Below are 15,959 nucleotides of genomic sequence, written 5' to 3' on the forward strand. Positions count from 1 at the left end.
CGTTACATCTATTTTTAATTTGACCTGTAAACATTTTTCAACTTATATCATTATGCCTTTATATATATTATTAAAACTGTGATAAAAATCTTACATCATTTTCATAGAATAAACGAATATCATTAATATCATATCTTAGCATAGTAATACGTTCAAGTCCTATACCAAAAGCAAAGCCACTATATTCTTTAGAGTCAATTCCAGCCATTTCTAATACTTTTGGATGTACCATACCACATCCAAGAACCTCTATCCATCCTGATCCTTTACATACTCTACATCCTTTGCCACCGCACATAACGCAAGATACATCAACCTCTGCACTAGGTTCTGTAAATGGGAAATGATGTGGTCTGAATTTAACTTTTACCTTATCACCATATAGTTCTTTTATAAATACTTCTAATGCACCTTTTAAGTCTGCCATAGTTATATTTTTATCAATTACTAATCCTTCTATTTGATTAAATACAGGTGAATGTGATGCATCTACCTCATCTGAACGATATACTCTACCAGAAGTAAGAATTTTAATTGGAGGTTTATTATTTTCCATAACCCTTATTTGAACAGATGAAGTTTGTGTTCTTAGAACAGTCTCTTTATTGATATAGAAAGTATCTTGCTCATCTTTCGCCGGGTGATTTTCTGGAATATTAAGTGCTTCAAAGTTATAATAATCTTTTTCTACCTCTGGACCTTCTACAATCTCATATCCCATTCCAATAAAAATATCTTTTATATCGTCTAGAACAATATTCATTGGATGTCTATGTCCCATTACAGCTTTCTTAGCTGGCATAGTAACGTCAATAACTTCTTCTGTCAATTGTTTCTCTCTTTGCTTCTTAGCTAAACTACCTTTAGCATCTTCTAATTTTTCCTCAATCAAGTTTCTAACTTCATTAGCCAATTGTCCTATAACAGGTCTTTCTTCATTAGTCAAATCTTTCATACCTCTAAGAACGCTTGTTAACTCTCCTTTTTTTCCCAAGAAGTTAACTCTAATGTCATTAAGAATTTTCAAATCTATTGCTTCATTAATACTTTTTACAGCTTCTTCTTTTATAGCCTGTAACTTTTCTTTCATGCTATATACTCCTTTCAAACCTTTTTATTAAAATCTCAATAAAATACTATATTACGCAACAAAAAAACTCCATCCCCTGTAAGGGACCGAGCAAAGTTCGGTGGTACCACCCTAATTTCAATAGGCATATTATATACTACACCTAATTAGACACTCAACTAACGTAACGTGCTCAACGTTATCTCTTAATTATAGCTAATACAGATTAACCATGTTCAGAAATACAGCTCAAGTGGGAAATTCACTAGCTATCAGAACTTAAAAGTGTTTTCAGCCAAGGACACTTTCTCTCTAAAAGTAAAATAACTAACTACTTATTCACTATCATTGCCTTTATTATTATACATATCAATAATTTACTTTCTATTTTATCATATTCCTAATATGTGTCAAGGACTTTCTTAAAAAACTAATTTCATTCACTACCTAATTTTCTCAAAAAGAATCCGCTACCTCAAAAAATATTCCCCCACCTTACTAACATGAATCCTAACCAAAGTATAGATATTAGACTTAGACTCAATCGTAAGCTTATGTCCAAGTTTCCCAGCTAATTTTCTAGCCAAATATAACCCCATTCCAGTAGACTTTTCAAAATACCTTCCATTAAATCCAGTGAATCCTCTCTCAAAAACCCTCCTGATATCTTCCATCTTGATTCCTACGCCATTATCTCTAATAAGCAACCTATATTCTCTATCATCTTCATAAGTACTAATCTCAATCCTACCATCTTCTTTATCTGTATACTTCAACGCATTAGACAATAATTGCTCTAATATGAATCCAAACCATTTCTTATCTGTATAAACATTAATATTTTCATCAATATCAACAGCCAAACTAATCTTTTTACCAATAAATGTCTTAGCAAATTTTTTAATCGACTGCTTCACTAACTTATTCAGATTGTATTCCCTAATAAGATAATCTTTTGAAAAGCTCATACTTCTAGAATAATATAAAGTCTGTTCAACATATCTCTCTATCTTTTCAATTTCATTCTCTATACTGATTAATGTATCTTCAGCATCTTCCTGGTGACTTTCAATAAGCAATCTACTGGCAGAGATAGGTATTTTAACAGCATGAACCCAAGATGTTATAAAATCATAATATTCCTCATTATCTTTATCTAACATTTCCTTAGAATTATTAACAGATGCAAAAAATTCATTAAATAATTTAAAATAGATTTTCTTCATATAAGGGATATTACCTTTAATATCAAATTCTTCAAAATGATGATGATTAATTTTATACTCTATATCTTTATATAACAAATTATATTTTTTATAATCAACAGCTAAATAAACACCCATTATAAACACCGACAGAATATCCATATAAATAATATTATTAATATTTATAGCATTATTTTCATCCAAGATAAGCACTAAATTAATTACAAATAAGTTGCCTAAGTAAAAAAACATGAGACAAAATCTATCTCTCAAAAATTTTAATATATTCATTCTATGATATACCCCTGTCCTTTTTTAGTAGCTATAAAATTATCCAAACCTTTATTATCTAATTTTTTTCTCAATCTATTAATATTAACAGTCAAAGTATTATCATCTACAAAACTTTCATGTTCCCATAGATTCCTCATTATTTTATCTCTTGAAACAATGCTGTCCTTATTACTCATCAATACATACAATATCCTATATTCGTTTTTAGTCAAATCAATCTTTTCATCATTGTATACTAATGTTCCGTCATCAATATTAAGAATTGCTCCTTTATGTTCAATAAGATTCGTCGCCTTATTAGTATAAGAATAGGTTCTTCTAATTAGTGCGCTTATTTTGGCAAGTAGAATTTCCATAGAAAAAGGTTTCGTCACATAGTCATCTGCTCCCATATTAATAGCCATCAATACATCCATATTCGAATCTTTAGATGAAATAAAGATAATTGGTACTTTAGATTCTTTTCTTATCTTTGAACACCAATAATAACCATCATAGAGTGGCAATGTAATGTCCAACAAAACCAGATCTGGTTTAAAATTAACATATTCTGAGAATACATCTGAAAATTCTTTTGCAACATTAGTCTCGTATCCCCATTTCCTTAGATTATCAGATATAATATTTGCAATTGTAGTGTCATCTTCAACAATAAATATTTTAAACATAATTAATTATCCCTTCTTTAATAGAAAAGCGACTGAACCGCATTATTTTCGTAAGTAAAAAGAAGCTGCACTTCGTAAAAGCTTCAAGGAAAGTTACCTTTCCTAGTATTTAAAAAAAGATAATCTAATATGATAGATTATCTTTTTTAAATATATCATTACTATAAAATTTTTTCAATACATACAGTACAAATTAATATTTTTCTAATCTATTAAATTCCAATTAACCTATTTTCTTAAGGTCTTCTTCATCAAGACAGATATCATCATCTAACCAGCCTTGCTTTTCGCCTACTTTAACACTAAATACCGTTCCCATTCTTGAATCTATAGGTGATTGATGATATTTAAATAAAATTTGCTTATTGAATTCTCCTAATATCTCTATTTTACCTGTCTTATGTGACATAATAAATTTAAATCTTTTTGAATGTCCACTTAAACTTTTTTTAGCTTCTTCTACAATTTTCACTCCTTTTGCAAGAGGTACTTGGAAGCTGTGTTTCACACCTTTTACTGGTCTACATTGGAACAAATAGTATGGATTAACGCCATATTTCACTAAATCATTCATTAACTTAGCTAATACCTCAGGTTTATCATTAACTCCTTTTAATAAAACTGTTTGGTTATTAATTATGATGCCAGCTTTTTTCAATCGATTTATTCCCTCAACAGATTTACTAGTTAATTCTCTTGGATGATTAAATTGTGTTACTATATATATCTGTTTCATCTTTGAATATTTTTCAAGTGCATTTATAAGCTCATCGTCTTCGATAATTCTGTGAGGTAAAACTACAGGAAGACGTGTGCCAAACCTTATAAACTCTAGATGCTTAATCTTCGAAAGTGTTTCCATAAAAACTTTTAATATATTGGTTGGTAAGAAAAACGCATCTCCCCCAGTAATAAGAACATTGTTTATTTCTTCATGTTGTTTAATGTAAGATACCGCTTTTTCAAAATTACTTAAAACCTCTTTATTACTAAGCCCCACTAATCTTTTCCTAAAACAATGTCTACAATACATAGCACATGAATTAGTTGCTAATAATAAAGCCGTTGTCTTATACTTATGTTGTAATCCCTGCATTTTAGTATTCTCAGATTCACCACTGGTATCAAATACTCCTTCTTCACTTTTTTCACCAAATGAAGGTATCTGCATTTTCTTGATAGGATCATTAGAGTCATCTCTATTAATTAAAGATACATAATATTTTGTGGTACAAAATGGATGTTTTTTGGTGATATCTTCGAATAGCATCTGTTCTTCTCTAGTCATAGGAATATATTCTTTTAATTCCTCTCCAGTTGTAATTAAATTTTTTTTCCAATTCATTCACTTTCCTCCTTAAGAATAATATTAGATATATGGTATAAGCCTATTAATAAAGGCAAATAAACACAAGGCTAAATTAACGATAAATTAAATCTATATATATTAAATTGAAATGTCTATACACCCATTTCAATAAGTTCAATATATTTTCCTTGATTTCATGCGTTGAATAGAACTAAATAATTGCTTACTCTATAGCAATTACTTAATTCAACTTATATAGTTAAACGAAATATCTTTCGGAATATTCAGATATATAATTATTGACTTTATAAAAATTTTATATATGGGTTTAATTAATAAATCTATATAACAAATTTTACCAATTATGTTAAAAATCGGGTCATGTTTTTTGAATTTAAATAGTGATTGATATTTAATATCAATTAATTGTTGTTCATTATTATAAAATAAATCCAATATGAAAATAAGAAATAACTTATTTTATTCAGATATGAGTTAGATAAACAAAAATGTATAATAGAGAAAACGGATTTACATTGAGAAAATCATTTTCATTATACTATCTTAAAAGTAGATTAACGCTCTACTTATATATAGTATAACATAACTCAAGTAAAAATCAAAATTTTTTTTCTTACAAAATACCCTATATATAACTAAAAAATCCCCAACCTTCAGGTTAGGGATTTCAAATAATCAATTGAATTATTTATTCATTGCTTCTTGTACTGCAACTGCAACTGCAACTGTAGCACCAACCATTGGGTTGTTACCCATACCAATAAGACCCATCATTTCAACATGGGCTGGTACAGATGAAGAACCAGCAAATTGAGCATCTGAATGCATTCTACCCATTGTATCTGTCATTCCGTATGATGCTGGACCAGCAGCCATATTATCTGGGTGAAGAGTTCTACCTGTTCCACCACCAGATGCTACTGAGAAATATTTTTTACCTAATTGCACACATTCTTTTTTATAAGTACCAGCAACTGGATGTTGGAAACGAGTTGGGTTAGTTGAGTTACCAGTAATAGATACGTCTACGCCTTCTTTGTGCATGATTGCAACGCCTTCACGAACATCGTCAGCTCCGTAACATTTAACTTTTCCTCTTTCGCCCTTAGAATAAGCTTTTTCCTTAACAACAGTTAATTCACTAGTATTGTAGTCGAATTGTGTTCTAACATATGTAAATCCATTAATTCTAGAAATAATATGAGCAGCATCTTTACCAAGTCCATTAAGGATTACTTGTAATGGCTCTTTTCTTACTTTATTAGCAGAACGTGCAATACCGATAGCACCTTCAGCAGCTGCAAATGATTCATGACCAGCTAAGAATGCAAAACATTTTGTTTCTTCTTTAAGAAGCATAGCTCCTAAACCACCATGACCAATTCCAACTTTTCTTTGGTCAGCTACAGAACCAGGAATACAGAAAGCTTGTAATCCTTCTCCAATAACTTCCGCTGCATCTGCTGCAACTTTGATTCCTCTTTTTATAGCAATTGCTGCACCTAGAGTATAAGCCCAACATGCATTGTCAAAACAAATAGGTTGAATAGATTTAGTAATTTCACTTACATCAATTCCTTTTTCATCACATATTCGTTTAGCTTCTTCAAGAGAATCAATACCATTTTCTTTCAAGTTTTTGTTTATACTATCAATTCTTCTATCGTATCCTTCAAATAATGCCATATTAGTAACCTCCTATTCCTGTCTTGGATCGACTGTTTTAACTGCGTCTGCAAATCTACCATATGAACCTGTAGCTTTTTCCATTGCTTCAACTGCGTCCATACCAGTTTTTATCATATCCATCATTTTACCGAAGTGAATGAATTCATAACCAATTATTTCATTATCTTCATCTAAGCCAACTTTAGTAACATAGCCTTCAGCCATTTCAAGGTAACGAGGACCTTTATCAAGTGTTCCATACATAGTACCAACTTGTGAACGAAGACCTTTTCCTAAATCTTCAAGACCTGCACCAACTGGAAGTCCATCTTCTGAAAAAGCAGTTTGAGTTCTTCCATAAACTATTTGTAAAAATAATTCTCTCATTGCAGTATTGATTGCATCACATACTAAATCAGTATTTAGAGCTTCTAAAATTGTTTTTCCAGGTAAGATTTCTGAAGCCATAGCTGCTGAATGAGTCATTCCTGAACATCCAAGTGTTTCAATTAAAGCTTCTTGAATAATACCCTCTTTTACGTTTAATGTAAGCTTACATGCTCCTTGTTGAGGTGCACACCAGCCAACACCATGAGTAAGACCTGAAATGTCTTTTACTTCTTTAGCTTGAACCCATTTTCCTTCTTGAGGAATAGGCGCTGGACCATGGTTAGGACCTTTTGCAACACAACACATGTTTTTCACTTCATGAGTGTACATCATATTCTCTTTTTCCTCCTTTAATGAATAAACGATAATGATAATATTTATCAAATCGTATTCTTATGTTATATAGAATGTCAAAAATGACGAATGAAGCCATTTTTTAGAATTTCCCCACCTATTATATCGAATTTCTAACTTTTTTACAATTGGTTTCAACATATTTTTGAAAATATCCTTCTTTTTTCTTTTCCCCAAAGGCAATTACTTTAGTTAGAACAAGTAAAAATAACTTTCCACATTTTCCTTATATAATCTTGGTTGTCCAATCTTCCAAGTTCCAGATTTCATCTATAACGTCTCTATAAAACTCTGGTTCATGAGATACCATTATCAATGTACCTTTAAATTCCTTTATAGCTTTTTTCAATTCATCTTTCGCTATAACATCCAAGTGATTAGTTGGCTCATCTAAAACAAGTACATTAATGTCACGTAACATCAATTTGCAAAGTCTTACTTTAGCTGCCTCTCCTCCACTTAAAACTTTCATTTGACTGGTTATATGCTCATTGGTGAGACCACATCTTGCAAGTGCCTGCCTAACTTCATAATTAGTGAGTACAGGGTATTGTTTCCATATTTCATCAATAGCAGTATTTCCATTATCAGGATTACTCTCTTGTTCAAAATAACCCATTTCAAGATAGTCACCCAATATGACTTTGCCTGAATAAGGTTTAATAATCCCTAATAACGTCTTTAATAACGTTGATTTTCCAAGTCCATTGACGCCTTTTATTGCAACTCGTTGACCTCTTTCCAACATCATATTCAGAGGACTTGTTAATGGTTCATTATAACCGATTACCATATCCTTAGTCTCAAAAATAGTCTTCCCAGCTGCTCTCCCATACCTAAAATTAAATTTCGGTATAGGTTTCTCTCTAATCTTTTCAACCTTTTCCATTTTATCTAATTTCTTCTGCCTACTATTAGCCATACCTCTTGTTGCTACTCTAGCCTTATTTCTTGCGATAAAATCTTCTAATTTATCAATTTCTTTTTGCTGCTTTTCAAACGCTTGTTCCACTTGTCGTTTCTTTATCTCATGCATGCGTATGAAATCATCATAATTACCTGTATACCTAGTAAATTCACCATTTTCTATATGATAGATAACTGATGCTACACTGTTTACAAAAGGGATATCATGTGAGATAAGAATAAAACTGTTTTCATACTCCCCAAGATATCTTTTCAACCATTCTATATGATTTTCATCAAGAAAGTTAGTTGGCTCATCAAGTAATAAGATAGTTGGTCTTTGTAATAGTAACTTAACTAGTAATACTTTTGTACGTTGACCACCACTTAGCTCACTAACATCTTTATCCAGACCAATATCACCCAATCCTAAACCGTTGGAGACTTCTTCAATCTTTGAATCAATTACATAAAATCCACTATGATCAAGTATTGTTTGTATATCGGCAGCCTCTTCTAATTTGGCTGTCATTTCTTCTTCAGCATAATTAGCCATTTCATCATAAATCTGTATCATTTTCGCTTCTAACTCAAAAACTTCCTTGAAAGCTTCTTTTAAAACTTCTCGAATACTACATCCTTTTTGTAATTCTGCATGCTGGTCTAAGTAACCTACTTTTGCTTTTGGTGACCACTTAATAACGCCCTCGTCTGGCATAAGTTTGTTGGTTATTATCTTGAGAAAGGTACTTTTCCCTTCTCCATTTGGTCCAACAAGAGCAACATGTTCCCCTTGTTTTAATCTAAAAGAAACATCACTTAGTATAATTCTTCCACCAAAATCATGGTTGACTTTTTCTACACTTAACATCTATCAAAACACCTCATTCAATTTCATATGTCATTCTCAATTATCCTTATATGCTGAATTCAACTTATATATGGATTCTTGCAATATTTTATAGAATATCATGATATAGATACAAAATCAATTAAAAACTAACTCAGGTAAATCTATATAGTATTGAAACCATAGTCAACATTATTGTCAACCATGGTTTCTCAACTAAAATAATATGCATTTTATTTTTTTAATATAATCTTTTTATAATAATTTACTGTAAGATAATAATATATGAAGTAAATCATTGAATAACCTGCCATAGTAATTATTACAGGTGTTAATATGTGTGCATTCAATACTTTATTAAAAGCACTTAGAGCAAATCCCGAATGAAAAAGTCCAACGATTAGAGGCAACAAGAACATCATTAATATTTGTTTCTTTATAGACCTTGTGATATCTTTTTTACTAACACCTATTTTCTTAAGAATAGTATATCTATCTTTTTCCTCATTAGCTTCAGTAATTAATTTAAAATATATTATACTTCCTGTAGATATCAAGAATATAATCCCAATGAAAAATGCTGCAAATAATAGGACTACCTGTGTTTCATTAGCATCTTTAAATTGATAATAATATGCTTCTAATTTTGTCTCTTTTGGAATTATCTTTTCAATTTCATCTGTTAATTCCTTGCTTTGAAGAGGTTTAGTTATATTTATACCATAGTAGCTGTTAGTTTCTGCTCCACCACTAATATATTCATCATAGACTTTATCACTTACAACTAAATATTCTGGGTCATAACCGTTTCTGACCATAGCCTGTTTATGAACTTCTTTTATAGTTAATACTTTTTTAGGTATCTTTTCTGTGAATACATCCATTGTATAATCTTTCAATTTATTCATGTCATATAGCATAAGACTTGAATAATTAATTACACACTCATCATCTTTTAATTCTATACCTTTATCCATACCTCTTATTTCCATCATCTTATTGAAAACAGAATTAGAGATCATATAATAGTTATTTACTTCACCTAAATTCCATTCACTAAGCTGTGTCTCAAAATCATAATTGAACTTAACACTAACTTTAGCTCTATCTATTTTAATACTTCCAATCAAATCACTAGTTTCATTACTATCAATCATATTCAATACTTTATTATTCATCTCTTCATCAACATAATTATAAGTAAAAGAATATGGATAATTCTCAGCTTCATTACTTTTAAAATCATAATAAACACTATCTACCATCCCTAGTGATGCAATCGTCGAAGCACTTAGTACTGCAATAGTAGCAAAAGTAACTGTATGGCTCTTAATCCTATAGGCTATATTAGAAATTGCTACTATATTATTACCTTTGTAAAATGTTTTCTTTCTCTTTTTAAGAACTCTAACCATAAAAACCAAAAAATATGAAAACAAACCATATGTACCTGCAATAACACTTCCAAGTACAAGAAAAACATTGATTAAAAACATACTGTTAACCATATGTTGTGATAAATAATAACCATAAATTACTAACCCTAGTGAAATTAATGCAAATATAGGTCTAGTCTTAAAAGCTTTTTCACTTTTTCTCGCTGAAGCAAATAACTCAATTAGTTTAACTTTATATATTATCCTGTAACTGTGGATAGATGCAAATAAAAATATTATAAAGAAAAATATAACAGTGTCTCTAGCAGCCTCAATTGAAAAAGTGAAATCAACATGTATAAACTCGCTCATCATTCTTAATAAAATCATAATGAATAATTTTGAGAACAAAGTACCCACAGCAATACCAATTACTAAAGATATAGCTGCTATAATCATATTTTCCCAAAACAGCATCCTACCGATTTTTTTCTTTTTCAAACCTAGTAATGAATAGAGTGCGATTTCTTTTTTCCTTTTTTTAACAAAAAAAGAATTTGAATACCATATGAATATCAATGAAAAAATAAGTACTACATAGCTGGTTGCTGAAAACACCGTTGTAACTTTATCTGATGAGTTAATAGCCGATATTATTTGCTTATTATATTTAATGGAACAAAACAAGTAGAATATCAACACACTAAATATAGTGGACATTATATATATATAATAGTTCTTAAAACTCTTTTTCATATTATTCAACATAATATTATAATACGTCATTAAGGTCTCCCCCCATCATTGCAAGAACATCAATAACCTTATTATAGAATTCCTTTCTATCACCGTTACTGATAAGTTCAGAAAAGATATTACCATCTTTTATAAATAAGATCCTGTCACAATAACTTGCTGCAAATGCATCATGAGTTACCATAAGAATTGTACTGTTATATTCCTTATTCAACCTTTTCATACATGTAAGAAGCTCTGCAGAAGATTTGGAATCCAAAGCTCCTGTTGGTTCATCAGCTAGTACTAATCTAGGATTATTGATTATAGCTCTTGCTGCAGCAGTTCTTTGCTTTTGTCCTCCTGATATCTCATATGGATATTTTTTCAATATATCATTTATACCAAGAATCTTAGTAACATCTTGTAGTCTTTTTTTAATTTCTTTTACATTCATTCTTGAGATAGCTAATGGAAGAACTATGTTTTCTTCAACACTTAATGTATCTAACAGATTAAAATCTTGAAATATAAAGCCCAGTTCATTTCTTCTGAAATCAGATAGTTCGTCCTCTTTCAATGAACCTATATCCTTGCCTTCATAGGTTATTGTCCCACTAGTTGTTCTATCAATTGTTGAGATAACATTAAGCAATGTACTTTTACCTGAACCTGACGGACCCATAATACCAACAAATTCACCTTGGTTAATATCAAAATTAATATCCACAAGCGCAGTTGTCTTATTTAACTTGGAACCATAAACCTTCGTTACATTACTGACTTTTATTATTTGTTTCATAATATATATCCTCCTAATTCCTTTTATTATAAAAAGAAATTTTATTTAATAAATTTATTTATTATTATTTACAAACCTATTATAAGCGTAATAAAATTTATTAACAATAAATTCATCTTACAAATACTAGGATAAACTTACATTTTTGTAAGATTGAGAAATAATCTTACTTGACAAAGTGTTTTTACTGTATTATAGTATTAATACAGTATATATTTAGGAGGCAAGCATTTATGGAATTTGATAATAATATCCCTGTGTATGTACAGATATTATCTTATCTAAAAGAACTAATGACAAAAAGGGAATTGAAAGAAGGTGATAAGATGCCTTCTGTACGTGAATTAGCAAAAGATCTAAAAGTCAACCCTAATACTGTTCAAAGAGCTTATAGAGAATTGGAGAGCGAAGGATTAATTATATCCAAGAGGGGTATGGGTTCTTACGTAACTAATGATGAAAATATGATTAATAATCTAAGAAATGATATTGCTAAAGATGCTGTTATAACTTTTTCAAATCGCATGAAAAATATGGGGTTTTGTAAAAAGCAGATCTTAGAAATTATTGATTCTTATGTGGAAGGAGATTAAGTATGTTAGATATAAAGAAACTCTCAGTAAGCTATGGTAAGTATAAAGCTCTAGATAATATAACTTTTCATATAAATAAAGGTGAAGTTGTTGGATTACTTGGTCCTAGTGGAAGTGGTAAAACAACTTTCATGAATACTGTAGCTGGTCTTATACCTTATAATCATGGAGAAGTATTAATAAATGGACAAAACCCCAATGAAAAAACTAAAGGTTATGTCTCATTGCTTACAGAAAAAAATGCTATTCCAAAATGGATGGGTGTAGAAGATATTAGGGAATTTTATATTGAGATGTATGAAGATTTTAATGAAAATAAATTTGATAGCATATTACAAGACATTAAAATTAATATACCCTATTCAAAAAAAATCAAGGATCTATCAAAGGGAATGGCTCAATTGTTAAGACTATCTCTTTCAATAGCTAGAGAAGCAGAACTTTATCTATTGGACGAACCATTAGGTGGCATGGATACACTTGTGAGAGAACAAGTAATAGATACTATTATTAATAATATTGATAGTAATTCTACTATCATCGTTGCTACTCATTTAATTCCAGAAGTAGAAAAATTATTAGATAAAGTTATTTTCTTAAACAATGGACAAATGATAGGGATTCATAATTGTGAAGATTTAAGGTTCCAAAAAAATCAATCCATTGAGAAAACTTTCAAAGAGGTGATGAGATGAAAAGTTTGATTAAGTATGAATTCAAAAGAGATTTCTATAAGATAATATGTGTCATAGTAGGAGTTCTTATTTCTACATATTTAGCCAAAACATTAATATATCCAAATCAACCACATAACATGATTCGATTCCAAGGAATAGTTATTATTGCTGGCTTTTTATTTGTTATAGATAAAAAAATTACTCATCTTGCCAAAAACACAATATTTGAAAACAAAGAACATATGATGCTTATTCCAAAAAGCATATTACAAATTGTAATTGCAAATGCTTTAATAGTCTACATGTATTGCATTATATTTATAAGTATCTTAATGAGTATATTTAATATTTCTAATATTACAAAAATATTAAGAGGACTTGTTTTCGTTAACATTGCATTCTTAGTTTACGTATTATTTACTTGTTTGTATATAATATCAGGTCAAATTATTAAAAAACCTTTATTTGCTACTATTACAGGAATATTAGTAACAATTAGTATTACTGTTATATTAATGCTTAATGGTGCCTTAGAAATATTCATAGCTAGAATTGTTATATCCACTTTACTGTTTATCTTGTTAGCAATACTTGGAATTATAGGTATCGCGGTATCACTAGGCTACAAATTCAAAAAAAAAGCAACAACTACTATAGTAGTTGTCCTACTAATATTAAGTATATTTAATTTAGGAAGTATAATTCACAGTTACAATAATCGTATAATTGAGAATATTGATATATCATTTACGAATGATGCACAAATTATTGGAAAATGGCAAACAGTTGATTTTGTTGATGAATATGAAGGATATACCCCTAATGAAGTTGAAAAAAAGTTATATATTAACTCTCTAACATTTAATGAAGATGGTAGCATTGAAGAACGAAAGGAATCAAATTGGACAAAAGGATTTATTATAGCATTTCCAATTGAACATACAAAATCCCAATATATTATTCAAGAAATAAACGGTAGCAAATATTTATTTGTACAATGGAAATCCGGAGATTATATATATAGACATCAAAAACCACACTACTATGTATTTAAAAAAGTTGGTTAATAATACTTCAAAAAGTATACTTATAGCAAGAAACAATACTATAATCATATTTAATTTTTTTTATATTTTAAAGTTTATCACCTGTATTATTATATATATGAAATCCATACAATATTATGTTAGAAGTGACTACGTATTACATGTCAAAAAAAGGAGCTATCACAGCTCCTTGATTTAACTAATCATATATTTTAATCTTCCATAATTAATGAATCTATTGCCTCTCCAGGAGCAACCATTGGAAATACTTTATCATCTTCATGAATTCTGCAATGAACTAATACTGGTCCTTTGCAATTAATAGCTTCTTGTAACACTTCCTCAACTTGTTCTTTTCTAGAGATTTCCAATCCTCTCATTCCAAAATTCTCAGCCAATCCAACAAAATTAGTTGCATGATTAAGGGTAGTCTCTGAATATCTTCCTTCAAAGAATAATGACTGCCATTGCCTAACCATTCCTAGAGAATTATTATTAATAAGTATTATAATTATTGGTAGATTATAGTTAACTGCTGTTGCAAGTTCAATAAGATTCATTTTAAAACAACCATCACCAGCAATGTTAATAACTGTTTTAGTTGGATTACCAACTTGTGCTCCTATTGCTGCTCCTAGGCCGAATCCCATTGTTCCAAGTCCTCCTGAAGTCAAGAATTCCTTTGGACTATTGAAATTATAATACTGTGCTGTCCACATTTGATGCTGACCTACTTCTGTTGCTACAATAGTATTTTCGTCTGTAAAATCATTAAGTTTTTCTATGATATATTGTGCTTTTAGACCATTATCAGGATATTTCAATGGATATTTATCTTTGTATCCTTTGATCTTGTTTACCCACTGCATTCTATCTTGCTTTGTAATATCATTATTAAGTCGCTTTAATACTTCTCTAATATCTCCAACTATATAATGATACGAAACAACGTTCTTATTAATTTCAGCAGGATCAATATCAATATGAAGTATCTTAGCATCAGGTGCGAATTTTTCAACTTTACTTACAACTCTATCACTAAATCTAGCACCTATAGCAATTATCAAATCACTCCTATTAATTCCTTTATTGGATGCTTTTGTTCCGTGCATCCCAATCATCCCTGTAAACAACTCATGGCTACTAGGGAATCCTCCAAGCCCCATTAGACTAGATGTTACTGGAGCATCAATTTTTTCAGCGAACTCTAATAATTCTTTTGATGCTTCTGATCTAACTACACCACCACCAATATATATGAATGGTCGTTTTGAATTTTTGATAAGTTCTAATGCATTATTTACAGCTTCCTTAGTAATATTTTTAGTACATCTTTCTACTAATCTAGGTTCTTCGCATTCATAGCTTGTTGTATTCATTGCAATATCTTTGGGAATATCTATAAGTACTGGACCTTGTCTTCCTTCACTAGCTATATAAAAAGCTTCTCTTAATGTATCCGCCAATTTAGTTATATCTTTAACTATATAATTGTGTTTTGTAATAGGAGCAGTAACTCCTGCTATATCAACTTCTTGAAAACTATCTTTTCCAAGTAAAGATAATGGAACGTTACCTGTTATTATAACCATAGGTACTGAATCCATATAAGCAGTAGCAATACCAGTAACAAGATTAGTTGCACCTGGTCCTGAAGTAGCAATGCATACTCCAACTTTACCTGTAGACCTTGCATAACCATCTGCCGCATGTGATGCTCCCTGTTCATGAGCAGTCAATATATGCTTAATAAAATTTTTATTTTTATACAATGAATCGTATATATGAATAACATTTCCTCCTGGATACCCGAATACGGTATCTACTTTTTGTTCCTTCAAACATTCTATAACTATATCTGCACCGGTTAATAACATATGTAACATCTCCTTTTTATTATTTAATTTTGATTGAAAATAAATTAATCATCACAAGAAAGTTCAACTAGCATTCAAGCAATCAAATTTTCTCCAAGAATCACCACCACCCGTAAAAC

At 30.0% G+C, this 15,959-nt stretch carries 13 protein-coding genes and 1 other annotated feature; of the genes, 3 read left to right on the top strand and 10 right to left on the bottom strand.

The window, feature by feature from the left end:
• Positions 1 to 70 precede the first annotated feature (70 nt).
• From pheS to ACX6CF_RS18440, 9 genes are all read right to left on the bottom strand, one after another.
• A complete protein-coding gene (pheS, locus tag ACX6CF_RS18400; protein ID WP_458786827.1) occupies positions 71 to 1,090 on the bottom strand; it encodes a phenylalanine--tRNA ligase subunit alpha in 1,020 nt (339 codons plus the stop codon).
• A gap of 78 nt (positions 1,091 to 1,168) precedes the next feature.
• Positions 1,169 to 1,427, bottom strand: a binding site (T-box leader).
• A gap of 112 nt (positions 1,428 to 1,539) precedes the next feature.
• Positions 1,540 to 2,565, bottom strand: a complete 1,026-nt coding sequence (locus ACX6CF_RS18405) for a sensor histidine kinase (protein ID WP_458786828.1) — start codon at positions 2,563 to 2,565, stop codon at positions 1,540 to 1,542.
• Positions 2,562 to 3,236 carry a response regulator transcription factor gene (locus tag ACX6CF_RS18410; protein WP_458786829.1) on the bottom strand — a complete coding sequence of 225 codons (675 nt, stop codon included), beginning with the start codon at positions 3,234 to 3,236 and terminating at the stop codon, positions 2,562 to 2,564. Before ACX6CF_RS18410 ends, ACX6CF_RS18405 begins: the two co-directional genes overlap by 4 nt.
• A gap of 223 nt (positions 3,237 to 3,459) precedes the next feature.
• Complete coding sequence (locus ACX6CF_RS18415) at positions 3,460 to 4,581, bottom strand: KamA family radical SAM protein (protein ID WP_458786830.1); 1,122 nt, start codon at positions 4,579 to 4,581, stop codon at positions 3,460 to 3,462.
• A gap of 669 nt (positions 4,582 to 5,250) precedes the next feature.
• On the bottom strand, positions 5,251 to 6,252 hold the full coding sequence (locus tag ACX6CF_RS18420; protein WP_458786831.1) for a GGGtGRT protein: 1,002 nt from the start codon (positions 6,250 to 6,252) through the stop codon (positions 5,251 to 5,253).
• Positions 6,253 to 6,264: 12 nt separating this feature from the next.
• The gene (locus ACX6CF_RS18425) at positions 6,265 to 6,957 is read right to left on the bottom strand and encodes an iron-sulfur cluster assembly scaffold protein (RefSeq protein ID WP_458786832.1); all 693 of its coding nucleotides are present in this window, start codon (positions 6,955 to 6,957) and stop codon (positions 6,265 to 6,267) included.
• A gap of 247 nt (positions 6,958 to 7,204) precedes the next feature.
• Entirely contained in the window at positions 7,205 to 8,755 is a 1,551-nt protein-coding gene (locus ACX6CF_RS18430; protein WP_458786833.1) for an ABC-F family ATP-binding cassette domain-containing protein, read from the bottom strand.
• A gap of 212 nt (positions 8,756 to 8,967) precedes the next feature.
• Positions 8,968 to 10,896, bottom strand: a complete 1,929-nt coding sequence (locus tag ACX6CF_RS18435; RefSeq protein ID WP_458786834.1) for an FtsX-like permease family protein — start codon at positions 10,894 to 10,896, stop codon at positions 8,968 to 8,970.
• Entirely contained in the window at positions 10,883 to 11,647 is a 765-nt protein-coding gene (locus tag ACX6CF_RS18440) for an ABC transporter ATP-binding protein (protein ID WP_458786835.1), read from the bottom strand. The genes ACX6CF_RS18435 and ACX6CF_RS18440 overlap by 14 nt, the downstream gene beginning before the upstream one ends.
• 233 nt (positions 11,648 to 11,880) lie before the next feature.
• Here ACX6CF_RS18440 and ACX6CF_RS18445 point away from each other — a divergent pair, with 233 nt between their 5' ends.
• The 3 genes from ACX6CF_RS18445 to ACX6CF_RS18455 are packed head-to-tail and all read left to right on the top strand — an operon-like array spanning position 11,881 to position 13,984.
• A complete protein-coding gene (locus ACX6CF_RS18445; RefSeq protein WP_458786836.1) occupies positions 11,881 to 12,240 on the top strand; it encodes a GntR family transcriptional regulator in 360 nt (119 codons plus the stop codon).
• A gap of 2 nt (positions 12,241 to 12,242) precedes the next feature.
• Positions 12,243 to 12,935: an ABC transporter ATP-binding protein gene (locus ACX6CF_RS18450; RefSeq protein WP_458786837.1), complete on the top strand. Its 693-nt coding sequence runs from the start codon at positions 12,243 to 12,245 to the stop codon at positions 12,933 to 12,935.
• Positions 12,932 to 13,984, top strand: a complete 1,053-nt coding sequence (locus ACX6CF_RS18455) for a hypothetical protein (RefSeq protein WP_458786838.1) — start codon at positions 12,932 to 12,934, stop codon at positions 13,982 to 13,984. The genes ACX6CF_RS18450 and ACX6CF_RS18455 overlap by 4 nt, the downstream gene beginning before the upstream one ends.
• 191 nt (positions 13,985 to 14,175) lie before the next feature.
• Here ACX6CF_RS18455 and ilvB read toward each other — a convergent pair whose 3' ends face one another.
• Positions 14,176 to 15,840, bottom strand: coding sequence for a biosynthetic-type acetolactate synthase large subunit (gene ilvB, locus ACX6CF_RS18460; protein WP_458786839.1), 1,665 nt, complete (start codon positions 15,838 to 15,840; stop codon positions 14,176 to 14,178).
• Positions 15,841 to 15,959: the final 119 nt, after the last annotated feature.

The sequence above is a fragment of the Vallitalea sediminicola genome (assembly GCF_054408565.1).

Excerpts from the sequence above, each read along its gene's own strand:
- pheS (WP_458786827.1), bottom strand. The coding sequence starts at position 1,090 with ATGAAAGAAAAGTTACAGGCTATAAAAGAAGAAGCTGTAAAAAGTATT.
- ACX6CF_RS18405 (WP_458786828.1), bottom strand. The coding sequence starts at position 2,565 with ATGAATATATTAAAATTTTTGAGAGATAGATTTTGTCTCATGTTTTTT.
- ACX6CF_RS18410 (WP_458786829.1), bottom strand. The coding sequence starts at position 3,236 with ATGTTTAAAATATTTATTGTTGAAGATGACACTACAATTGCAAATATT.
- ACX6CF_RS18415 (WP_458786830.1), bottom strand. The coding sequence starts at position 4,581 with ATGAATTGGAAAAAAAATTTAATTACAACTGGAGAGGAATTAAAAGAA.
- ACX6CF_RS18420 (WP_458786831.1), bottom strand. The coding sequence starts at position 6,252 with ATGGCATTATTTGAAGGATACGATAGAAGAATTGATAGTATAAACAAA.
- ACX6CF_RS18425 (WP_458786832.1), bottom strand. The coding sequence starts at position 6,957 with ATGATGTACACTCATGAAGTGAAAAACATGTGTTGTGTTGCAAAAGGT.
- ACX6CF_RS18430 (WP_458786833.1), bottom strand. The coding sequence starts at position 8,755 with ATGTTAAGTGTAGAAAAAGTCAACCATGATTTTGGTGGAAGAATTATA.
- ACX6CF_RS18435 (WP_458786834.1), bottom strand. The coding sequence starts at position 10,896 with ATGACGTATTATAATATTATGTTGAATAATATGAAAAAGAGTTTTAAG.
- ACX6CF_RS18440 (WP_458786835.1), bottom strand. The coding sequence starts at position 11,647 with ATGAAACAAATAATAAAAGTCAGTAATGTAACGAAGGTTTATGGTTCC.
- ACX6CF_RS18445 (WP_458786836.1), top strand. The coding sequence starts at position 11,881 with ATGGAATTTGATAATAATATCCCTGTGTATGTACAGATATTATCTTAT.
- ACX6CF_RS18450 (WP_458786837.1), top strand. The coding sequence starts at position 12,243 with ATGTTAGATATAAAGAAACTCTCAGTAAGCTATGGTAAGTATAAAGCT.
- ACX6CF_RS18455 (WP_458786838.1), top strand. The coding sequence starts at position 12,932 with ATGAAAAGTTTGATTAAGTATGAATTCAAAAGAGATTTCTATAAGATA.
- ilvB (WP_458786839.1), bottom strand. The coding sequence starts at position 15,840 with ATGTTATTAACCGGTGCAGATATAGTTATAGAATGTTTGAAGGAACAA.